This is a genomic window from Dolichospermum sp. DET69, assembly GCA_017355425.1.
GTDB lineage: Bacteria > Cyanobacteriota > Cyanobacteriia > Cyanobacteriales > Nostocaceae > Dolichospermum.
The window spans coordinates 5,431,663-5,455,271 of record CP070233.1 but is presented as its reverse complement, the minus strand read 5'-3'; the positions used below and the strand labels follow the sequence as shown (position 1 = coordinate 5,455,271).

At 38.0% G+C, this 23,609-nt stretch carries 16 protein-coding genes and 2 pseudogenes; 11 read left to right on the top strand and 7 right to left on the bottom strand.

Annotated elements, in window-relative coordinates; genetic code table 11:
• Positions 1-29: 29 nt before the first annotated feature.
• From EZY12_25020 to EZY12_25010, 3 genes are all read right to left on the bottom strand, one after another.
• Positions 30-314: a type II toxin-antitoxin system RelE/ParE family toxin gene (locus tag EZY12_25020; GenBank protein QSX67862.1), complete on the bottom strand. Its 285-nt coding sequence runs from the start codon at positions 312-314 to the stop codon at positions 30-32.
• Positions 289-519 (bottom strand): hypothetical protein, encoded by a 231-nt coding sequence (locus EZY12_25015; GenBank protein QSX67861.1) that lies wholly within the window; start codon positions 517-519, stop codon positions 289-291. Before EZY12_25015 ends, EZY12_25020 begins: the two co-directional genes overlap by 26 nt.
• A 797-nt stretch (positions 520-1,316) precedes the next feature.
• The gene (locus EZY12_25010; GenBank protein QSX67860.1) at positions 1,317-4,058 is read right to left on the bottom strand and encodes a hypothetical protein; all 2,742 of its coding nucleotides are present in this window, start codon (positions 4,056-4,058) and stop codon (positions 1,317-1,319) included.
• A 377-nt stretch (positions 4,059-4,435) separates the two neighbouring features.
• Here EZY12_25010 and EZY12_25005 point away from each other — a divergent pair.
• Positions 4,436-4,621 (top strand): annotated as a pseudogene (locus EZY12_25005) (transposase).
• Positions 4,622-4,902: 281 nt separating this feature from the next.
• Positions 4,903-6,192 carry a phosphopyruvate hydratase gene (gene eno, locus EZY12_25000; GenBank protein QSX67859.1) on the top strand — a complete coding sequence of 430 codons (1,290 nt, stop codon included), beginning with the start codon at positions 4,903-4,905 and terminating at the stop codon, positions 6,190-6,192.
• Between the two features lie 102 nt (positions 6,193-6,294).
• On the opposite strand, the gene EZY12_24995 is transcribed toward eno, so the two are convergent.
• The 3 genes from EZY12_24995 to EZY12_24985 all read right to left on the bottom strand — a co-directional run bounded on the left by EZY12_24995 (position 6,295) and on the right by EZY12_24985 (position 12,141).
• A complete protein-coding gene (locus EZY12_24995) occupies positions 6,295-7,353 on the bottom strand; it encodes an N-acetyl-gamma-glutamyl-phosphate reductase (GenBank protein QSX67858.1) in 1,059 nt (352 codons plus the stop codon).
• A gap of 396 nt (positions 7,354-7,749) precedes the next feature.
• Entirely contained in the window at positions 7,750-9,474 is a 1,725-nt protein-coding gene (locus EZY12_24990) for a LysM peptidoglycan-binding domain-containing protein (GenBank protein QSX67857.1), read from the bottom strand.
• 108 nt (positions 9,475-9,582) lie between these two features.
• Complete coding sequence (locus EZY12_24985; protein QSX67856.1) at positions 9,583-12,141, bottom strand: DUF1080 domain-containing protein; 2,559 nt, start codon at positions 12,139-12,141, stop codon at positions 9,583-9,585.
• A gap of 517 nt (positions 12,142-12,658) precedes the next feature.
• Between EZY12_24985 and ribA the strand changes: the two genes are divergently transcribed.
• The 3 genes from ribA to EZY12_24970 all read left to right on the top strand — a co-directional run bounded on the left by ribA (position 12,659) and on the right by EZY12_24970 (position 16,506).
• Positions 12,659-14,332 (top strand): bifunctional 3,4-dihydroxy-2-butanone-4-phosphate synthase RibB/GTP cyclohydrolase II RibA, encoded by a 1,674-nt coding sequence (gene ribA / locus EZY12_24980; GenBank protein ID QSX67855.1) that lies wholly within the window; start codon positions 12,659-12,661, stop codon positions 14,330-14,332.
• Positions 14,333-14,530: 198 nt separating this feature from the next.
• Positions 14,531-15,835, top strand: coding sequence for an ATP-binding protein (locus EZY12_24975; protein QSX67854.1), 1,305 nt, complete (start codon positions 14,531-14,533; stop codon positions 15,833-15,835).
• Positions 15,836-15,840: 5 nt separating this feature from the next.
• Positions 15,841-16,506: an RloB domain-containing protein gene (locus tag EZY12_24970; protein QSX67853.1), complete on the top strand. Its 666-nt coding sequence runs from the start codon at positions 15,841-15,843 to the stop codon at positions 16,504-16,506.
• Positions 16,507-16,541: 35 nt separating this feature from the next.
• Here EZY12_24970 and EZY12_24965 read toward each other — a convergent pair whose 3' ends face one another.
• The gene (locus EZY12_24965) at positions 16,542-17,411 is read right to left on the bottom strand and encodes an N-acetylmuramoyl-L-alanine amidase (protein QSX67852.1); all 870 of its coding nucleotides are present in this window, start codon (positions 17,409-17,411) and stop codon (positions 16,542-16,544) included.
• Positions 17,412-17,916: 505 nt separating this feature from the next.
• Here EZY12_24965 and EZY12_24960 point away from each other — a divergent pair.
• From EZY12_24960 to EZY12_24935, 6 genes and pseudogenes are all read left to right on the top strand, one after another.
• A complete protein-coding gene (locus EZY12_24960) occupies positions 17,917-18,126 on the top strand; it encodes a DUF2997 domain-containing protein (protein ID QSX67851.1) in 210 nt (69 codons plus the stop codon).
• Positions 18,127-18,165: 39 nt separating this feature from the next.
• Positions 18,166-18,552, top strand: a complete 387-nt coding sequence (locus tag EZY12_24955) for a DUF1257 domain-containing protein (protein QSX67850.1) — start codon at positions 18,166-18,168, stop codon at positions 18,550-18,552.
• Positions 18,552-19,007, top strand: a complete 456-nt coding sequence (locus EZY12_24950) for a ferredoxin (GenBank protein ID QSX67849.1) — start codon at positions 18,552-18,554, stop codon at positions 19,005-19,007. Before EZY12_24955 ends, EZY12_24950 begins: the two co-directional genes overlap by 1 nt.
• Positions 19,008-19,213: 206 nt before the next feature.
• A pseudogene (locus EZY12_24945) lies at positions 19,214-19,630 on the top strand (hypothetical protein).
• A 78-nt stretch (positions 19,631-19,708) separates the two neighbouring features.
• Positions 19,709-21,457, top strand: coding sequence for a DnaJ domain-containing protein (locus EZY12_24940; protein QSX67848.1), 1,749 nt, complete (start codon positions 19,709-19,711; stop codon positions 21,455-21,457).
• Positions 21,458-21,879: 422 nt separating this feature from the next.
• Positions 21,880-23,328 (top strand): glycoside hydrolase 100 family protein, encoded by a 1,449-nt coding sequence (locus tag EZY12_24935; GenBank protein ID QSX67847.1) that lies wholly within the window; start codon positions 21,880-21,882, stop codon positions 23,326-23,328.
• Positions 23,329-23,609 lie beyond the last annotated feature (281 nt).

The following is a 23,609-nucleotide window of genomic DNA, read 5'->3' as shown; positions in this document are numbered from 1 at the left end:
CGATCGCTTTTCTTATTCACTGAAATTTCCTACTCATAAACTCTACTTCGATGTGCAATGAACAAAATAGTTACCAGCTTTGAACTATCATCAATCTCATAAATAACTCGATAGTCACCCACACGATAACGATAATAACCTGAGAATTCACCTTTCAGGGCTTTTATATTAGAATAATTACGAGGCTCAATCTTTAAAATCTCAAAACATCTGTCTAACTTTTTTTGTAAAGCACCAGCAGCAGATTCAAAAAAATCTTGAGCATCAATGCCAATAACAACCGTATAGTTAATATTTTCGTTTAAGTTGCTCAATAGAAATCACCTTACCTTCTTTAACATTTTCTTTCGCTTTAGCAAAATCTTCTTTAAATCCTGGAATTTTCAATAAATCTTCAGTGGCATCATTATCTTCTCTATCTGCCAAATACGCCAAAAAATCAGCAGCCACCAATAATCTTTCTGGTGACAGTTGATCAACATATTCTTGAATTTGTTGACGAATTTCTACTGTATTCATAAATCATCTTTGCCATTTTTTTAAAATTATAACATATACGAATGTAGAAATATCTGTCTGATAGCGTAGCGTAGCGTGGCCATATCAGGATTTACAGGATGTGAGGATTTTCAAGATTTTGTACATAAATATTAAAAATAGCAACTTATGTATTCACAACAAGCAAAGTATCAATAAATAATCCTGTTAATCCTTTAATCCTGGATATCCTGATTCAGACAAATTCCAGGATGTGAGGATTTACAGGATTTTGTACATAAATATGAAAAATGGCAACTTATGGTAACTGTTCACACTCCCCCAGTAAAAAGGAATTAAGAAGCAACGGGGATAGGAGGATGTTTTATACCTCTACGAGCCTGGGTAAGAACCATCGCAATATAATCCCAAGGGTCAATTTTTCTAAGACGACAAGTTTCAATCACACTTAAAATCGAGCAGTAAGCTAAACTGTTCATTCCCTCTTGGCTTCAATTACATTGCGGATTTTTTTACATTACCATATCATGCATACCCCTACTTCTACCTACCCTACAAACTCTCGAAACTGGGGGGAGAGTGAAAAACTACGTTTGATTGATCCTGAATGATGGGAAAGTGCTATTTCAAAAGGGTGCGGCTCTTTTCAAAAGACGATATAACGTCAATGACATCATCTATACTTCGCAAGGTCACAATTTGAGCTTTTGCTTGAAGGTGTCACTCAAGCTCGTTCTTCTACTACTCCACCGCTAATAGCAATGGTTGTTTAACCTCCTCTTTGTCTTCCTAAAAGAGCCGCACCCAAAAAATTTATCCTACGCAGTTATTACTTGAGCGCTAGATAGACTACTAAAAGAATAGGATTGGTTTCCAACCATTAAGTTAGTAAAACCATTTATATTCATAGTCGTAGCACCTTGTGTAATTGTCACAAAATTCTCATTATTAACAGTTGTAGAACCAAGAGTATAGCTACCACTAGATAATATTAGGGTGTTTACACCTTGTCCACCAACAAAGTATCCCGTACCAAAACCAGATACAGTATCATCACCAGTTCCTAGAAGAACATAACCATTACCGAAAAATCCACCTATAGCAGTTATACTATCGTTACCATCACCGAGGTTAATAGTGCCATTATTCAAGATGCCGTAAACACCACCTATAGCAGTTATACTATCGTTACCACTGCCAAGGTCAATAGTGCCGCTATGGTCAATAGTGCCGCTATTCAAGATGCCATAAAGACCACCTATCGCAGTTATACTATCGTTACCACTGCCGGATTTAATAGTCCCATCGTTCTGGATACCAATAGCATTACCTGTAGTAGTAATAGTAGTAACGTTAGTAGTGGTCACATTATTAGAGCTACCATTTAAAGATTGACTATTCCCGCTCTTCTCGTTGTCATCACAATCTTTGTCATATCTACCATTTAAAGATTGACTATTCCGGCTCTTCTCGTTGTCATCACAATCTTTGTCATATCTACCATTTAAAGATTGACTATTCCGGCTCTTCTCGTTGTCGTCACAATCTTTGTCATATCTACCATTTAAAGATTGACTATTCCGGCTCTTCTTCTTGTCGTCACAATCTTTGTCATATCTACCATTTAAAGATTGACTATTCCCGCTCTTCTTCTTGTCGTCACAATCGCTGCTAGATGTGTTATTAAAAACACTATTTGAAGATTGAGTAGTGCTGATGTTCAAGATGCTGTAACTACCACCTGTCGCATTGATGTTATTGTTACCATTGCCAAGGTCAATAGTGCCATAGTTATCAATCCCATAAAGACCACCTCTAGCAGTTATACTATCGTTACCACTGCCGGATTGAATAGTACCATAGTTCTCAATGCCAAAAGCATTGCCTGTATTAGTAACAGTAGTAACAGTAGTAACAGTAGTAGTGGTTACGTTATTAGAGCTACCATTTAAAGATTGACTATTCCGGCTCTTCTCCTTGTCGTCACAATCTTTGTCATATCTACTATTTAAAGATTGACTATTCCGGCTCTTCTCCTTGTCGTCACAATCTTTGTCATATCTACTATTTAAAGATTGACTATTCCGGCTCTTCTCCTTGTCGTCACAATCTTTGTCATATCTACTATTTAAAGATTGACTATTCCGGCTCTTCTCCTTGTCGTCACAATCTTTGTCATATCTACTATTTAAAGATTGACTATTCCGGCTCTTCTCCTTGTCGTCACAATCTTTGTCATATCTACTATTTAAAGATTGACTATTCCGGCTCTTCTCCTTGTCGTCACAATCTTTGTCATATCTACTATTTAAAGATTGACTATTCCGGCTCTTCTCCTTGTCGTCGCAACCTTTGGTAGTGATGTTATTAGAGCTACTATTTGAAGATTTAGTAGTGGTGCTGGTGCTGTTCAAGATGCTGTAACTACCGCCTGTCACAGTGATGTTATTAGTACCATCTCCGAGGTCAATAGTGCGATAGTTCTCAATGCCGTAAGTACCACCTGTAGCAGTTATACTATCGTTACCAATGCCGGACTTAATAGTACCATAGTTCTCAATGCCGTAACTACTACCTGTCGTAGTGATGTTATTAGTACCATTTCCGAAGTCAATAGTGCCATAGTTATCAATGCCGTAACTACCACCTGTAGCAGTTATACTATCGTCACCAATGCCGGATTTAATAGTACCATAGTTCTCAATGCTGTAAAGACTACCTGTAGTAGTAATGTTATTGGTACCATCGCCGAGGTCAATATTGCCATAGTTCTCAATGCCGTAAGTAGCACCTGTAGCAGTTATACTATCGTTACCACTGCCGGATTTAATAGTACCAAAGTTCTCAATGCCGTCAATACTACCTATTGCAGTGATGTTATTAGTACCATCTCCGAGGTCAGTATTGCCAGTCCTCCTGTTATAAATGCCGTAACTACCACCTGTAGCAGTTATACTATCGTTACCAGTGCCGGATTTAATAGTGCCATAGTTATCAATGGTGTTGCTACCACCTGTAGCAGTGATACTATTGTTACCAATGCCGAGGTCAATAGTGCCATAGTTCTCAATGCCGTAACTACTACCTGTAGCAGTTATACTATCGTTACCACTGCCGGATTTAATAGTACCAAAGTTCTCAATGCCGTAACTACTACCTCTCGCAGTGATGTTATTAGTACCACCGCCGAGGTCAATAGTGCCAGTCGTCCTGTTATAAATGCCGTAAATACCACCTGTAGCAGTTATACTATTGTTACCATTGCCGAATTGAATAGTGCCATTGTTATCAATGCTGTTGCTACCACCTGTAGCAGTAATACTATTGTTACCATTGCCGAATTTAATAGTGTCATTGTTAAGTATGCCGTAGCTACTACCTGTAGCAGTTATACTATTGTTACCATGGCCAAATTGAATAGTGCCATTGTTAAATATGCCGTAACTACCACCTGTAGCATTGATGAGATAATTGTCATTGCCAAATGTAAGTGTAGGAGTGGGACTACCATCGTTAGAGATGCCACTTGTATAATTAATAACTGTTAAGGAAGAAGGCATAATATTAGGTTAGGTCTATCACCTGATTAATTCCTTTAATCTGAATGTATAATAATAAAAAATAATTGTCTATAGTATTATTACCACTTTACGAAATTTTCACAATTAATTAAATGTAGTGGCAGATATACTTATTTAGTATATTCACGGATAAAAACTGGGACTTTCTAAAAACCTGAAAATTGAGAGTTAATAAACCATCTAGCTTTTCTCTCTTATCAGTTTTGACACTGAAAATACAGTTTGAGATCGCTGCTTTCAAATCAGTAAGACTGGGATGGTACTTAGAATGTATATTATGTTTATATGCGTAAAGATACTTAGGAATCGCCGAAAAAATGAGAAATGTCAGTTAATTTATAATTTTTAATAATTACGGAACAATGATTAGATGGTTTGGTGAAGTAGTCGGTTATTTTGATGGCAGAACTACGAGTGGTACTGTAGAAGGAATTAATAATAAACTCAAACTCATTAAACGACTTGGATATGGTTTTCGCAACTTTAGTAATTTCAGATTACGTAGTTTATTAAACTGGCACTTTAGTATTAATTCTCCATAAAAGAGACGCAAAAACCATAAATATTAAAAATGGCAATTCATATATTCAAAATCAGTAAATGATCAATAAATAATCCTGTACATCCTTATATAATCCTGAGCATCCTGATTTAGACAAATTCCATGTTTCTTTCCATACTCAGCGAGCATTATCACCCTTCACGATTGGAAATCTTCTTTAATGTCAGCCGATTTTCCCCCAGAAACACATAAACTAGCGATTGGGTTATGAATATGTAAAAGTTCAACCCAATACATTCACAAAACAAGGACGAACCAAGAATGACGAAATTTCTAGATACAGCTATTGAAGCCATTGTCGCCCGCGAAATCCTCGACTCACGGGGAAAACCCACAGTTGAAGCCGAAGTACATTTGGCTAACGGCGCTATCGGAGTAGCACAAGTTCCCAGCGGGGCTTCTACAGGCACATTTGAGGCTCATGAATTGCGTGATGGCGATAAAAGCCGTTATGGTGGCAAAGGCGTACTCAAGGCAGTCCAGAATGTCAATGAGGTACTAGCTCCCAAATTACTAGGTTTGGATGCTCTCAACCAAGAAGCCCTAGACAGATTAATGATTTCCCTCGATGGTTCACCCAATAAAGCGAATTTGGGAGCAAATGCCATTTTGGGGATTTCCCTGGCGGCTGCAAAAGCCGGTGCAGAGTCTTTAGAAATTCCCCTCTACCGTTATTTAGGTGGCCCTTTGGCGAATTTATTGCCAGTCCCCTTAATGAATGTGATCAACGGTGGCGCGCACGCGTCTAATAACGTTGACTTTCAAGAGTTCATGATTGTTCCTATTGGCGCTCCTTCTTTCAAAGAAGCTTTGCGTTGGGGTGCAGAAGTGTTTGCCACTCTCAGCAAAGTCTTAGATGATAAAGGTTTGCTGACAGGTGTGGGTGATGAAGGTGGTTTTGCACCTAATCTAGAATCTAATCAAGTGGCTTTAGATTTACTGGTAGATGCGATTAAACAAGCTGGTTACAAACCTGGTGAAGAAGTAGCTTTAGCTTTAGATGTGGCTGCTAGTGAATTTTACAAAAATGGCCAATATGTCTATGATGGTAAACCTCATGCACCCAGCGAGTTTATTGATTATTTAGGACAATTGGTAGACCAATATCCCATTGTTTCCATTGAAGATGGTTTACATGAGGAAGATTGGCAAAGTTGGCAATTACTGACTCAAAAAATCGGCTCAAAAGTACAATTGGTGGGCGATGATTTGTTTGTAACTAATGCCACCCGCTTACAAAAAGGTATTGAACAAAAAGCCGCTAACTCGATTTTGATTAAATTGAATCAAATCGGTTCTCTGACTGAAACTTTAGAAACCATTGATTTAGCAACTCGCAACGGTTTCCGTTCAGTAATTAGCCATCGTTCCGGTGAAACTGAAGATACAACCATTGCTGATTTAGCTGTAGCTACTCGCGCCGGTCAAATTAAAACCGGTTCTCTGTGTCGCAGTGAACGAGTAGCTAAATACAATCGCCTCCTCCGCATTGAGCATGAATTAGGCGATCGCGCCATCTATGCTGGTACTGTTGGTTTAGGACCAAAATAGGAGTCACCGAGTCAGGAGTCAGGAGTCAGGAGTCAGGAGGAAGAATTGATTTTTTCCCTGTTCCCTGTTCCCTGTTCCCTGTCACCTGTTCCCTGTCACCTGTTAAGGATAAAACCCAACTTTAGGTAATCCCAAGGTTTCATCCCAGCCTAGCATCAGGTTCATACATTGAATTGCTTGTCCGGCTTGACCTTTAATCAGGTTGTCAATAGCTGACATGACAATAACGCGCCCTGTGCGGGGGTCAACTTCTATGCCGATATAACAATTATTGCTTCCGCACGCCCATTTTGTTTGAGGATAAGTACCACTATTGCAGATTTTCACCCAAGGAGAATTGCGATAAAAGGCACTATAGATAGTAATTAGGTCATCACGAACTAAACCAGGATCACGCATAGAGGCGTACACAGTGGCTAAAATCCCCCGTACCATTGGGATCAAATGGGGTGTAAATTGGATTGTGACTTCATGACCTGCCAATTCGCTACAAATCTGCTCAATTTCTGGTGTGTGGCGGTGGCTACCGACGTTATAAGCACCCAGGGAGTTATCAGCTTCGGCTAATAACAGGTTTACCTTCGCTTGTCTTCCACCTCCAGATGTGCCAGATTTGGCATCAATAATGGCTGTTTCGGGAACGATTAAACCTTGTTTTAAAAGTGGGGAAAGTGCGAGTAAACTGGCTGTAGGATAGCAACCGGGACAGCCGACTAGATTGGCTTCGGCAATGCGATCGCGGTACAATTCTGGTAACCCATAAACTGCTGTCGCGGCTAGGGTGCGATCGCTTCTTTGAGTACCATACCAATCTGTATAAGTTTTCAAATCACCAAAGCGATAATCAGCACTCAGATCCAGTACCTTACAACCTTTTTCTATAAGTTGGGGAGCAATTTGGCAAGCCAGTCCATTGGGTAAAGACAGAAATACCACTTCACAACGACTAGCAATAATGTCCGGTTCTACTGCTTCAATGGGCAAATTTACTATATTACCGAAATGTGGATAAAGGTCAGCAAAGGATTTACCCGCGCTGCTTTCACCACCTAAATAAACAAGTTCTACTTCAGGATGATCCATCAGCAGTCGCACTAGCTGCACTCCACCATACCCTGACGCGCCAACAATTCCAACTGGTACGCGTCTTAAATTTCCCATGATCTTAAATCCTTATCCACTTTTAGTTATCTATTATCAATCATCAGTAGTCTAGCTAGTTGCTAATTACTAATGACTTAATTTTTTATTGAACTTTCGCAGCATTGTATAGCAAAGAGTATCTTTTAGCGTATCTATAATTAGAAATATCTTTAAGAAATAATCACACTCACAGTGTGTAGATAATTAATACTGATAAATATTATGTTTTTAATGTGATAAAAAATTCTCAAATTAAAAAAATTATGCGAATATATTCGCATAATCAGAAAAGTACAAAATCTTCCCCAAGAACAGTTATGGGTTAACTTTTTATTTAAGCTTTTTCATACCACCATGAAATATAATACTACAAAAGGAGTGATATGCTTGCAGCAGCGCTTCACTATTGCACTATTAAAGTAAGGGGATAAAAAGCCTCTGTCCAGGAACGATCACTTCAGAATTATTTCCAATCGCGTCTTGATTAGCTTCGTAAATTACTGAAAAATTACTCCCATCTCCATAAGCATTCTCAGCTATTATGAATAGGGTGTCGCCAGATTTGACAACATAAAATGCGCCAGGTGTAGGTTCAGCAGTTTCTTCAGGAGAAGATTGGTTACTCAAGCTTTTGAGGAAAGTTATACTCGCAGAAAAAAAGTATTCACCCCCTTTTAAAGTCACAAACTGTCCAAATTCATTTTCTGGGGTAATATCGGGTTTGACAGTCGGCTGTCCATAGGACTCAGGCCAATTTTTTGGCACTTCGGGAACTTCCTTGATTAAGGGATCTTCTTGGTTTCCTTGTCTTTGACCAATCACTGCATCCAATCCGGTTCTATGATAATTGGGATTATTGTTCATGGCAGGTTCAAGGAATTTGGGATTATTACACCAGAAGCGTTGAATAAACTCAAACTGTTCCCAAATATCGGACTGGTAACACATAAATAATAAACCGACTCCAGTTCTCGGCAGACGATCAAAGTCTTGTGAAAAATCGCTTAAAGGTCCGCCATAGGTCACTCCTCGTCTGGCAATTCGATGACCAAGTTCTTGTTCTGTGCTTTGAGCAAAAGGTCCACCTTGTTTAACAGACTCCAGACGGGGATTGCTTTTGCGAATATGGGATTGAAATGGGCATCTTAGCCCTTGAGAATCACCTTGATAGTCAAAGTCATTTAAACCGATAGAACCATCATTAGACTGCAAAACTAGTGGAGTCCCATCTTCAAAACGTCCCACTGCCATTGCTCCAGCTAACGCAAAAGGAGTACCTAATGCTTGGGAAAGGGCAAATTCTGCCTTCTTAAATCCTTGAACATTTTGCTCAAGCTTGCGAAAGAGAAGGAAGCTACCAAAGCTAACCCCTGACGTGCCAAAAGGATCAGGAATCAAGACAAGATTAAGCGGCGCATCCTGGGAAAAATTACTCCCAGATGTGACACCCTGCTGCAAAAAGATCGGTTGACTGATTCCATCTGCATAGCCAAAATGCTCAACTACGATAGGGTCATTGCCATTAAAAGATTTTCGCACCGTATCACCTTGCTCATTAAAAATATTTGTGGTGATATCCTTTAGCTGTTTCTCAATTTCTAAAAATTTTTGATTCAGAATTTCTGAATTATCATCTGCAATGATAACTAAGGCATCAATATCTTTCCTAAAATTGTCATCCCAAGAGCTAACAGGCGGATCTAAAAGTGCATTCTTTCGCAACTTCATTCCTTGTTGAAAAACTTCTTCATAATCGTCTTTCTCTTTCGTTCGTTTTTGCAGATTTGCTCCCTTGGGTTGCTGAGAATCAGAAAAACCTAGTTTAGTATAGCCACTGGAAGATAAGGCAAAGTGGACAAATGTTTTTCCTGGAGTTTTATTTTCTCTCCAGGCTTTAGACTCATTTAATTGCTGTTGAGCAGATGTAATTTCATTAATGGCGAGTTGAGCAATCCAATTTTTGAGAGCAGCAATTTTTTCGGGATTTTCTTGAGGATTGGGAAAAGTCAAGAAAATATGTCCAGATTTGTCTCTTCCATGTCCTTTAAGAATATTGCCTTGCAAATCTTTAAGTACATCTTGATACTCTGGATCATTAGGATTAATTGGCTCTTGATTAGTCTTTAAATTGAGTGGCATTGATGACTCCTTAAACTACTAAAATTCTTTCGGAAATGATTAAAGAAATTACTTATGTAAGAAGCGATTTAAATTATAATTTCTTACATAAATAACCTGATTGCGGCTTTACAGTTCCTTGATGCGAATATTACGAAACTGTACTACTTCCGTATGGCACTGCAAACCAATAAAACCCTCAGAACGTTTTTTCTTGCCATCATTGGGGGCATCGAACGGCAACAGGTCTGAAAGTGTTCCTTGACTAACTAATTGACCATTGAGTTTGACCTCAATATTATTATTCTGCACTGTGATTTCATAGCTATTCCAGTAGCCAGAATTACCTGAGTTGCGAGGACTTAATACCTTGGCTGCCCATCGTTGGGCAGGGAAAACCTCGTATACTGCACCCGTCTTGTGTAATGGGCTACCATAGATATTATGGGGATAGTCATAACCCCGCTCATCAATTTGAATTTCGATGCTGGAGTTATAGAAACTATCATTTAGAGCAGTTGGTTCTGGCATTCTCAAAAAGATCCCAGAATTGGCTTCGATGTCAAAGGCTTTCCACTGCAACTTCAAGATGAAATTCTTGAATTTTTTACTTTTAAACCAGATAACACCAAGTCCGACGTTCTGATTATCAACACCAGTACCCAGCACTGGAGGATTCTGACCTAAAACATCAAAGAAGTTTTGGCTACCTGATGCCGCAATTTCCCAGCCATCTGCTTTGAAGTTGCCGCTATAAAGAGTTTGAAAGCCTGGTTCGTCACTAATATCCTCTGAGGTATAGCGTTCAATAATTGAACGAGCAATTTTACGGGATAAGGTTAATCCTGTGGGTACGGGATTGGCAGAACCAGCAGTGGGGAAAATTGACTGATCTACGCAGTAGGCATTGGAGACATGGTGGAAACGCCCATTAGTATCTGTGACAGATTTGGTGTAATCAGTTCCCATCCAGAGAGTACCAGATTCATGAAAAGTAGTTCCAGGTGCATCTTCGTTTCCACTGAAGAAATAAATCGGTCCGTTATCATCCTTACTCCTTGCACCGCCTTTTGGTTGATTCGCCAACGCCTCTATGAAGGCAAAAGCTGCCTCGGACTGAGCGTCTCGAACTTGTCTGTCGGCAGGGGTTTCAACTAGGTTCACAAAAGCTTTAGGTATCCGCAGGGGCTGACCGTTCTCAAAGTACACATCATTAGCGAAAGGACTAACATTCATCCAACTGACGTTGTTGTTGCTACCAATGGGGCTGGTTCTGTCGCCAAAAGTTTCTCCCGTGGTGCGAATGCCGATCACAACTCTGTCCCCCAGACCTTTCTGGGAGTCGAGAATGGATTGTACATCATCCAAATTAGGTATCATCCGGTACAGAAACTCTTCTGGATTGTTAGCAGCACCGAGGAAGAATCCTGTATTCACATTGGGAGCGGCATAAAATTGAAAATGGAATTGCCCTGGTTCTTGTGATGTCTGAGTTGAACCTTGAATATGTAACGCAGCAGTTCTCAAAGTGGTATCGGTTGCTGAGATTCCTAGGGCATTTCGGGTGACTTTCCAGACAAAGTTACCGCGAACGTGGGACATGAGGTTTCGTCCCATTAATTCTCCATTAGGTGCTAACTGAGAAGGATGAGGGAAGGAATTTAAAGCTAGACGTGTGGAGTTGATGGTATTGCCAGCGATGATTACCATAGCACTGGACTTGAGATTCAACCTCACAACACGAGCTTTGCTCTTATCCTTCGGTGCGGACGGATCGATTAAAGCAATCACAACTTGGGTGACAACACCCTTAACTGTTTCTAGTTTGAGAACCTCAGCGTAAGGAACCAGGAATAGCTTACTTTCGGTATCTGGTTTACCTTTGGCTTCGCGGATAGAATCAAGCAGCAAAGGCAAGCTGCTGAACTTATCCATACTGAACAAGCCTGAGACTGGTGAATCACCCTGCACAGCAATTGGCGGTGGCAGGACTGCATTAAGAGAGGCAACACGGTTATTGGCTACAACGTCTTGAGCAAGAGTTTTCAAAGCTTCATATAAAGAGCCATTGATAAAGTCTTGAACGGAAACGGCACCGATTTCTCTCTCAATAAATTCATACCCATCAAACACAGACCCATCTGGTTGAGGTTGGCGAAATAGATACTCTCGAACATCGTCGGGCCAAAGTTTAGCTCCATCTGCATCGACTTTCTCAACATCGGTATCGACTAGACGTGGTGTCCAGCCTCCCCAGAAGAGAGATTTGCCACCGACACATCGGTGATGTTTAACAAACTTCTCAAAAGGTGTACCGCTTACTTGCCCTGGCTCAAACAAGACTTCTTCAACAAACTGACCGACATTACCTACATTGGTAAGGTTTTGAATATGTTCACTAATCAGGAATGGACCAGACTCTAAAACTAAAACTCGTGGAGCCTGCTCCTGCTCTTCTTTTGTTTTCATCCGGCGACCAAACTCGAATAGCTTGGTAGCGGTGTATGCACCATACATACCTGAGCCAATGACAATCGCATCAAATTGACCACCAGCTTGTGCTGCCAGAATTTCATCCCACGTATTGCAAACGAACCGAGCAACTGCATCTATTGAAAATGTAGTTCTCTGCACGTCAGGTGGTGGTAGCAAAGGTTGTCCTGAATCAACCAGTTTGTACAAGGTCATAACAATTTTCGGTTCTTGCGTTGTTTTTATGGTGCAACATTGAAATCTCAGGTTTAGAGGAAATATCAAAACCTTAAAACCAATTCATGGCGAAGTTTTTGTCTCTACTTCGTCGAGTTTTGATTGAATATTCAGATTGGGGTTTTTGACCGTCATACCGTCATATTGAATTCTTATAGAAAATGCCCGATACACTGTCTACCATTGGATGGAGATTTCTCTACCTTTAGTTATCCCTTGGTAAAAATTAGATAGAAAGCCGTTAGAGATTTGAGATGGGACGATTGGCTATCTAAATAGTTGGTTTATTTGTGCCGTGCTGTACTCACAATTTACTTATGTCTATAGCTGCATACTCTATGTATATAGTATTCTAAATTACTTATAGTATATATGAACCATATTGATGTTAAGTAACAGTTTTGTTATCTCCCAAAAGCTCTAATTCCGACAAACAAGCTACAATTTAAAATAAGAAATTGTTAAAAAACTTTACGTTTATAGTTGGAAATTTTCTGTGTCACAGCCTAAGACCACCCAAACCTTTAAATTTGACTCTATTGATGCCGCTTTGTCCGATCTCAAAGCTGGTCGTGTCATCGTCGTAGTAGATGACGAAAATCGAGAAAATGAAGGCGATTTAATTTGCGCCGCCCAATTTGCTACCCCTGATATGATTAATTTCATGGCTGTGGAAGCCAGAGGGTTAATTTGTCTGGCAATGACAGGCGATCGCTTGGATGAACTAGACTTACCATTAATGGTCAGCAAACTCACAGATACTAACCAAACCGCCTTCACTGTTAGTATTGATGCTGGTCCCCATTTAGGCGTTAGCACCGGCATTTCCGCCGAAGACCGCGCCCGCACTATCCAAGTCACCCTCAACCCAGCCACACAACCAGAAGAATTACGCCGTCCGGGTCATATTTTCCCCCTGCGGGCTAGGGCTGGAGGCGTACTCAAACGGGCAGGACATACAGAAGCCGCAGTTGACCTATCCAGACTAGCAGGACTGTATCCAGCCGGGGTAATTTGCGAAATTCAAAACCCTGATGGTTCAATGGCGCGGTTACATCAATTAGTGGAATATGCTAAAAATCATCACCTAAAAATTATTAGCATTGCCGATTTAATCAGTTATCGTCTCCAAAATGATCGCTTGATATACCGAGAAATCGTTACTAAGCTACCTAGCGAATTCGGTCAATTTGATATTTACGGCTACCGTCACACCCTAGATAATACAGAACACGTCGCCATTGTCAAGGGAGATCCGGCAAATTTCCAAGACGATGCTGTGATGGTGCGAATGCACTCGGAATGTTTAACCGGTGATGCTTTGGGTTCTTTGCGCTGTGATTGTCGGATGCAGTTACAAGCCGCATTGAAAATGATTGAGAATGCAGGTCAAGGTGTCGTTGTTTACCTGCGTCAAGAAGGACGAGGCATAGGCTTAGTTAACAAGTTGAAAGCCTACTCTTTACAAGATATGGGCTTGGATACAGTGGAAGCAAATGAGCGTTTAGGGTTTCCGGCTGATTTGCGTGATTATGGCATGGGGGCGCAAATTCTCATGGATTTGGGCATCAAAAAAATTCGTCTCATTACCAATAATCCCCGGAAAATTGCTGGTGTTAAAGGTTATGGCTTAGACGTTGTAGATCGTGTTCCCCTCTTAATTGAGTCCAATGATTTCAATTCCTATTACCTCGCTACTAAGGCCAAAAAATTGGGGCATATGCTGTTACAAACTTATCTAGTCACAGTAGCAATACATTGGCAAGATGAACTAGAATCCGTGACTGAACGCTATGAACGGTTAGAAAAATTACGGCAGTTATCGAAAAACCAGCATTTATTGTTACAGGAAGAAGCCCGTCCCTTGGGCATCGCTTTATTTGATCAACCCTCTTTAACTGTGCATCTAGGTTTTGACCAAGCTAATATTGCTGAACCCAATTGGTATCAACAGAAGGGTCATCCTTACCTACAAGCAGTCTGCCAGATTTTAGATGAAATAGCAACTTTACCATATATTCAGAAAATGGAATTTCTGATTGCAACAGGTAGTGATCCGCTGAGTAATTTGCAGGTACAGTTAGACAGGCAAACTTTTTCTGATAGTGTCTTACCTTCTTCTTTACAAGATAATTTACAGACACAGCACATTTACAGTTTTATTAAGTAGGATTGGCTGAATTTCCACACATTGATAATAGCTTTAGTTTGATAACTAGAGCTATTTGTTCATTATTTATGTATGCTTGAGTAACCCCACAAATAAAAGTTGCTATCAACTAGACAATTGGCAAGTAAAACAAGTATAATTTTTGCTATTGATAATAATTTGTGGGTTATATACAGATAACCAACCAAGAGTAAAGTCATGCTTGTAGAATTCAGCGTAGAAAATTATCGTTCAATCCAAGAAAAGCAAACATTAAGTATGGTAGCTGCTGAAGAGGAAACCATGCTAATGGACAGTAATACTTTTCCTATGCCCAATAGTAGCGATTTGCGCTTAGTTACAAGTAGTGTAATTTATGGACCAAATGCTTCAGGAAAAAGTAATTTCCTCAAAGCTATGCAAAAGCTTAGAAGTCTTGTTATTAACTCAGCTAGTAGAATGCAAACTGGTGATAAATTTGGTATTGAGCCATTTATACTAAATAGTGAAACAGCAAAAAAGCCTAGTAGCTTTGAGATAATTTTCATTCATAAAGGTATACGTTATGAGTATGGAATCTCCGCTGATAAAGAAAGAATATATGAAGAATGGTTAATTGCATATCCAAATGAAATTCAACAAAACTGGTTTTCTCGTGAATATCTACCAGATAATCCAGAATTTCAAGCACATAAAGGTTACAAATGGTCTTTTGGTAAAGGATTAAAAAGTCCAAAAAAGCCTATTCAAAAACTTGTTCGTTATAATTCTTTATTTCTATCTCATGCTGCACAAAATACTCATCCACAATTAACCGAAATATTTGAATATTTTCGAGATAACATAAATATGCTTACTATTGATGTAAATTCAAAGACATTTACTTTTGAAAAATGTAATGAAGATCATACTTTTCGGGAACAAGTTGTTAAATTATTAAACGAAGCTGATATTGGTATTTCAAATATAAGAACTGAATTGATTAATATCCCTGAAGAAGTTAGACAACTCATAAAGAGTTTAATAAACCAAGAAATTGACAACCAAGCTATAGAAAATCATATAGACGAACCGAAAGCAATGCGAATAGTAACTATTCACAAGATGAATGATTCGGACAATGAAATAGATGAACTGACTATGGATGAAGAATCTGATGGTACACAACGTTTGTTTGATATATCTGGACCTTGGTTAGATGTATTGGAAAAAGGAGAAGTATTAATAGTAGATGAATTAGATAGAAGTTTACACCCAGTTCTTTCTAAAGCATTAATAAAAATGTTTAATAACCCAGAAATTAATAAAAACAATGCTCAATTAATATTTACAACTCATGACACTACACTTTTAGATGGTGACATATTCAGACCTGACCAAGTATGGTTTACTGAAAAAGATAACAGCATGACCAAATTATATTCATTGCTTGATTTTCGACCTCGTGAAAATGAATCTTTACAAAAAGGTTATTTACTAGGTCGTTATGGTGCTATTCCTTTTATTAATGGGTTAAGGATCTAAAAAATATGTCACAGGGAAAATCTGCCAATAATTTAAGACGAAATTTCGGGAATAAAAAATCTAGAAGTTCCTTTTTAATTGTAGTTGAAGGTGAAGAAACAGAATATAACTATTTTAATTCTCTCATAAGAGAACTAAAACTGACCGCAATTAAAATAAAAGTTGTTTCTGCTTCTGGTGGAGATCCTTTAGTGATTGTAAATACAGCTTATAAATTATATCAAGAAAAACAACGGGAAAGTAACAGGGGAGGTGAACCAAAATATGATGACGTATTTTGTATATTTGATGATGATAATAAACCAGAGAAATATAAAAAAGCTCTCAGCACTGCAAAAGAATATAATTTTGAACCCATAACATCAATACCCTGTTTTGAATTTTGGTTTTTACTACATTATTGTTATACTACTAGTCCATTCACCAATTACAAAGAACTATGTCCAAAATTAGAAGCAGAAATGAGAAAAGCGGGTATTCTCAACCAAGGAGAAAATTATGATAAAAGCGATAAATTACTATATGAAAAACTTAGACCTGACCAGGAGACAGCAATAAATAATGCGATTAAATTAGAACAAAAGCATCCTAATATTGATGGATGTCAAAAACCATCAACAAAAGTACATATTCTAATTGATAAACTACAAAAACAAAAAGACTTTAAATGAATTATTATTATTATTATTATTATTATTATTATTATTTACATTTTTGCATTATTAATAGTCTCCAACTGGCGAAAAGAATGCAATTTATGGAAAAACTTATCAAAATCAAAACTCAAGGGATCAACTTTTCCATTACCCACATCTACAGCCCGATGGGTTGTAATTCTATCATCTGAAACTTGACTTTGAGCAATTAACCAAGCTAAAGAATTATATTGAGCTTCTGTATATCCTGAATGTGCTTCTATATTATTTTTCCCCCAAGCATCAGGAGGCGTTTCTAGAGATACATGATAAGCAAAATTATTCACAGATGGGGGTAAATTGGGATTAGTCTGCACAGTTTCCACACCATTAGCACCTTTAAACACTGAATTACCAGCCCCAAAAGCACGTTTTTCTGGGGGAACTAAATAAATAACCTGTCCCTCTAAGCTAATTATGGCGTGATAACTAGCTTGGACACTTTCATCATCATGAGGTGTTTGAAAAAAATTAATGGCACTGGAGGTGGAATCGGTGGTTTCATGAAGGACAATAATAGGCTGATTATTAAAGGGGACACCATTAATATCTGCGGTATAGCGATCGCCATAATTGCTAGGATCAACTTTAGCCTGTGCAAAATTAGGTCTATACTTAGCAAAAGCAATAGTAGTTGTATAGATAGGATTGATTTTATGAATCTTGACTGGAGATGGTACTAAATTCCGCTTCTTTTGCTGTGTAGTTACTGATGATTTTAATTGCGTTGGTAGATATTGATTCCAAGTTTTAGCTGCTGAAGTTGATGCAATTGTTTGATTGTGTAGTTTTCTCGCACCCCCCATAAATATAGCCAAAATTAGGGTAGCTAACATCAGAAATATCAGTATTACTCTAGTCGCCCACTCTCTAAATCTCATATAATCTCATATAATATATAATGAATTTTTCCAACAAGACATATAGCAGGAGACTTTCACTCCTTCTTCCTGAATCCTGACTCCTGTTATAGTTGTCAACATTCATGATGCGGCACTAGTAAAAATTATACTTGATCACCAGTATAAAATCAATTACTTGGTTCAAGTCAATGATATTGATAAGATTTTTTGATAGATTTAAGATTTTTTTGATCTTTATTCCTATCTAGGGATTTTGTATACAAGCTTTATTTAATCATATTCTTGATAATTTTTGGTCTTCACCTTGACTATTTGATCAGGTTAAGAGAAAATTCTAATTGTATAGATGTGAGTACTAAGGTAAATAATAAATTTTGTAAAAATTATGAAATATATATGCCTAAGTGTGGAACAGTATGAAACAAGTGGCAAGTTTGTATCTAAGTTCCTACCCCCTAAATTTTGAGCAAGTCTGGTAAAACAGCAAAGTTCAAACACACTATCTAGGTTGGCTTTTTTGACTATGGAAACATTAGAATTCATCATTTATCCAGATGGTCGAGTCCAAGAAAAAGTCACCGGTATTATCGGTGCATCTTGTTCTGAAGTGACAGCAGCCATAGAAGCCCAGCTAGGAAGAGTGTTGAGTCATGAACCAACCTCAGATTTTTTCGCCACTAACCCGCAACAAACGAATATAGCGAATACACAAACCGCCCACAGCGAATGGTAAGTTTTCCAACTAGTTAATGTTCATTGATTACAAACCACTATGTCACACTTTAGCCAAATTAAGACACAAATCCGTAATCTGGAATCCTTGAAAGATGCCCTTTCCGACTTGGGAATAGACTGGAAACCTGGACCTCGTGAGGTGCGCGGTTATCGTGGTCAAACTCATGCTGCTGAAGTCACAATTGAGCAGCAAAATGGGTATGATATCGGGTTTAGATGGAATGGTCAAGAATATGAATTAGTTACAGATTTACAATATTGGCAACAAAATCTATCTGTAGATGGATTTGTCCGTCAAGTAACTCAACGTTATGCTTATCAAACAGTAGTCAAAGAAACTACTAAAGTTGGCTTCCAAGTAGCCGAACAACAACAAAATCAAGATGGTTCTATTCGTCTAGTAGTACAACGCTGGAGTGCATAATGTCTAATTTGCCGCAGTCGCCAAAGGAAGAGGAATATCACCGTTCTGGGTTAGAACCAGAACTAGGGAGTTTTTTCCGAGATGTCCCCGAACGTTCTGGGTTAGAACCGGAATTAGGCGGACTGGTGCGGCAAAAAGGCGTTTATGTTGATGAAATTACCTGTATTGGCTGTAAACATTGCGCCCATGTAGCCCGAAATACTTTTTTTATTGAAGAAGATTATGGGCGATCGCGTGTTATTCGTCAAGATGCAGACACAGAAGAAATAATTCAAGAAGCAATAGATACCTGCCCCGTTAATTGTATTGACTGGGTTGATTACACAGAACTGAAAAATTTAGAAGAAGACAGAAAATATCAGGTAATTCCTGTAGTCGGTTATCCAGTAGAACATGGTGTAGCCACCACAGAGAAACGCCGGAAAAAACAAAAGTTAAAAAAATCCAGTTCTTAAATTACTAACAACTTTTATTAATTACGTAATCAAGCATTGGTTTTGTCCAGTGCTTTTTATTTTATATCGAGTATATTATTCTCACATATTCAATACAGAACGCCATGTATAAGCTTTTCACTCAGCGTTTAACCATAGGAATAAGCATTATTTTTCTCTCCCTATTCCCCTTCTTAAACGTCCAAGCGCAAAAGGGAGGAAATAAAATAGAACTCAAAATTTATAGTGAAAACGAGCAAAAACAAAGCTGTCCAGACAAAATTATTGTAACTGAAATTCCCCGTCCTTATCAAGAAGGTAGTTTTGCTACCGACGGTTCTGTGAATTTGAGTGAATACGCAAATAATATTTCTGTCAGCGCAAATAATAGCTTTAGCACCACATGGGTAGGGACATTAAAACCAAAATATGCAAAATGCTTTGCTTCTGCGGGAATAACCAAGATTAATGGCGAAAAATATACTGGAAATATTAATCATTTGCGGCTGCATTTTGTCAAAGGTAAAGTTTATTTTATGCTTGATTTAGCCGGCGGTTTTGATCCTAATAATTATCCCTTAATAGTTCTTAAACAGGGAATAAAAATAGGTAATCCCGTATGGACTTGGGGGGGAACTGATTAAAGAATAAGTAATACTCTCTAGTCTGAATGAATCTCTCTTCTTTTGCGTGAGACAAAATTTCATTAACCTGAAAATCCCATGAAACCAACATCCCAAACAGGTGCAGCATTCATCACCACAGGAACATTAACAGGCGCGGGTATCTCCTCTACAATTGGTGGAATTGGACTAGCAGGAAGTTTCGGTGGTCTGGGAATAGGTGCTGCTTCTGTAACCACTGCGGGTGCTGTTGTTGGTGCTGCTGTTTATGGTGTTTTCAAAGGAATCACGGAAGTGGATACATTAGCTTTTAGCGCAATAGGAATAGGTGCTGCGGGTGGTATTGGGGTTTCTGGTATTATCGGTAATATTGGATTTGTCGCGCCTAAAATTGGTTTAGCTTTTGGGATTGGTACAGTACCAATGGCGGGAATTGGTGCAGTTTTAGGACTTGCTGCTTATGGTGTGGCTAAATTATTAGATGATTCAGAATTTCCAGAAACTCCCATGCAGCTTTTTGAACGCATGGAAGCAAAAATTTTAGAAATGGACGACTATAACGCCGCAGTTATTGAATTAGATTTATATTTATCTGGTAATGATATTAATCAAAAATTTGCAGCTTTAGAAATTGATCATGAATTGGAACAACTTCAGAGCAAAGTAAATAGTAACTCTTCTAAAATTGAAACAAAAACTTTATCTATTTCTAATCAATTACCCCAAAATTGGCAATATGTAAAAACGATAAAAGGACATTTTGGTAATGTCAATGCAATAGCTATTCATCCTGATGGTAATACTTTGATCAGTGGTAGTGATGATAGACAAATTAATTTATGGAATTTGCCAACTGGAAAATTGCTATATACTTTTTCTGGACAAGCTGAGGCTATTTTATCTGTCGCTATTAGTCCCGATGGAAAACAGGTAATTAGTGGTAGTGTAGATAGAAAAATCAGTAGTTGGCAATTAGCAACAAAAAAATATAATCGCACATTTTCTTATTTAAATTCTCCCTATAGTCATAATGGTTTTGTCAATGCAGTTGTTTATAGTCCTAATGGTAATATTATTGTTAGTGCTAGTACGGATAAAACTATCAGAATTTGGGGAAGCTATACCGGAACAGTTAAACGCACTTTAAATGGACATACAGACGCAGTTTTATCTATAGCTATTAGTTCTGACAATACAACTCTTGTTAGTGGTAGTGCTGATAAAACTATCAGAATTTGGAATTTACAAACTGGTGAAACTCGTTATATTATTAACCAACATTTAGCAGCAGTAAATACATTAGCGATAGCGAAGCGTGACCTAGGAATCGCTCCCGATCATCAAACTTTAATTAGTGGCAGTGCCGATGGTATAATTAAATTTTGGAATCTCTATACTGGGGAATTAAATTATACCCTTGAGGCACACTTAACAGCTATTTCTGCTCTGGCTATTCACCCAGATGGTAAAATTATTGCTAGTAGTAGTCAAGATGGCACTATCAAACTTTGGCATATTCAAACTGGGGAATTATTAGAAAATTTTTCTGGATTTTGTCCCCTAGTTTTTAGTGCAGATGGTAAACTATTTATTAGTGGTGGTAAAGGTGGAACTATCAAAATTTGGCGACAAGTTCACAACAGTGATGATTTACCACCCCTAACTGGGGAATGGTGGGAAATTTTAGATGTAGAACCCAAAACTCACCCCAAAGATGTCAAACTTGCCTATCTGAGATTAGCTAGATTGTATCACCCTGATATTAACCCTAATACTAGTGCTAAAACTGCTATGCAAGCAGTTAATCAGGCATATCAAAAGTTTCAACAGCAATTAAACATAATTTAGTGAGCCTGTAGGGGTTTAGCATTGCTAACCCCTGACAATGATTAATTTGTACAGTGTATAAGTTCTATATCCCTTCATTAGTATTAATCCTGCAATTTTTTTAATTGTTTATATTGCATATTCTAAAAAAAGGTTATAAATTGTTAAGTTGTAGGGGAATAATATATTTCGTCATCTCAATAGCCAATTTCTGATTAAGTATATATACTATAGTCAGTTAATTCGACAAATAGAAGGGCGTGTATTTTTACTCATGAAAAAAGCTGCCTCATATTTAGCAGCAATGCCATATTCAAGGATTTTTAGTATTTTGACTGGATTGATATTTGCTATTTAAAAGTTATGATGAAAATGGCATAAAGAATAATTAAAGGTGCATCTACTTCCAACAAATCTACTATCTAAATGGAGTTAGTCTGGTAATGCAACTAAACAAATTAGAGACAAGTAATAATATAGAAAATGAAGCGTGGCAAGCATTAGAGAATTCAATTCTCTACTACAAAGGTCAACCTGTAGGCACTGTAGCAGCTTATGATTCATCAGTAGAAGCACTAAATTATGACCAATGTTTTATCAGAGATTTTGTTTCTTCAGCTTTAATTTTTTTGATTAAAGGCAGAACAGACATTGTTAAAAATTTCCTAGAGGAAACATTAAAGTTACAGCCTAAAGAAAAGGCATTAGATGCCTATAAACCCGGTAGAGGCTTAATTCCAGCCAGTTTCAAAGTTGTATCTATCAATGGTGAAGAACATTTAGAAGCTGATTTTGGAGAACACGCAATTGCCAGAGTCACACCTGTGGATTCTTGTTTATGGTGGTTAATTTTATTACGTGCTTATGTAGTTGCCACAAAAGATCCTTCCCTTGCTTATCGACCGGAATTCCAAACAGGAATTAGGTTAATTATGGATATCTGTTTGGCTAATCGTTTTGATATGTACCCAACACTATTAGTTCCTGATGGTGCGTGTATGATAGATAGACGCATGGGTATTCATGGACATCCTTTAGAAATTCAAGTTCTATTTTTTGCAGCTTTACGTGCAGCGAGGGAACTCCTAATTTGTCAAGGTAATCAGGATATTGTGGAAGCAATTGATAACCGGTTACCTTTATTGTGTGGACATATTCGTCAACATTATTGGATAGATATTACTCGACTCAATGCAATTTATCGTTTCAAAGGAGAAGAATACGGGAAAGCTGCTGTCAATCTTTTCAATATTTACGCAGATTCTTTACCTTATTATGAATTAGATAAATGGCTCCCCAAAAAAGGTGGTTATTTTGCCGGAAATGTGGGACCATCACAAATGGATACTCGGTTCTTCACTCTGGGAAATTTGATGGCTGTGATTTCTGATCTTTCCACTGAAGAACAGTCTCAGGCAATTATGAATCTGATTGAAAAAAGATGGGAAGATTTAGTAGGCGATATGCCTATGAAAATCTGTTATCCTGCCTTACAAGGTGAAGAATATCGAGTTGTCACAGGATGTGATCCGAAAAACATTCCTTGGTCATATCATAATGCTGGAAGTTGGCCTGTTTTAATGTGGATGTTAGCAGCAGCAGCAGTGAAAACCAAGAAACCGCAGTTAGCAGAAAAAGCCATTGAAATTGCTAAAACTAGACTAAGTGAAGATGAATGGCCAGAATATTATGATGGGAAGAAAGGGAGATTAATTGGTAAACAATCTAGAAAGTATCAAACTTGGACAATTGCTGGATATTTATTAGCGCAGGAACTCATAGATAATCCTGATTATTTACCATTAATCAGTTTTGATAAATTACCAGCAGATGTGGTTTCTAGAGCTTGTGAATTTGAAGTTGGCAATAGAGATCCTTACATCCATCTTTAACCGTCTTCCCGGCTTTTTAGAGAGGTCGGGAATCAACATTTTAACTCTTGGGCAAGCTCTGTTACCAGTCAGGATTCAGGAAAAAGAAACAAATATTAATTATGGGAAGCAGGCAGGGTTAAGAATCTACTTGTGTCTAAATTTTATCAGAATTTACCATTACTGTGAATGATATATTACAATTAATTTATTAATAATTTTGGCAGTTTTTGTTATATCTATATCAAATCCTTCTGAGATCTCTGACAATTAACCCCCATTGTTAAAATATGTTTACAGCG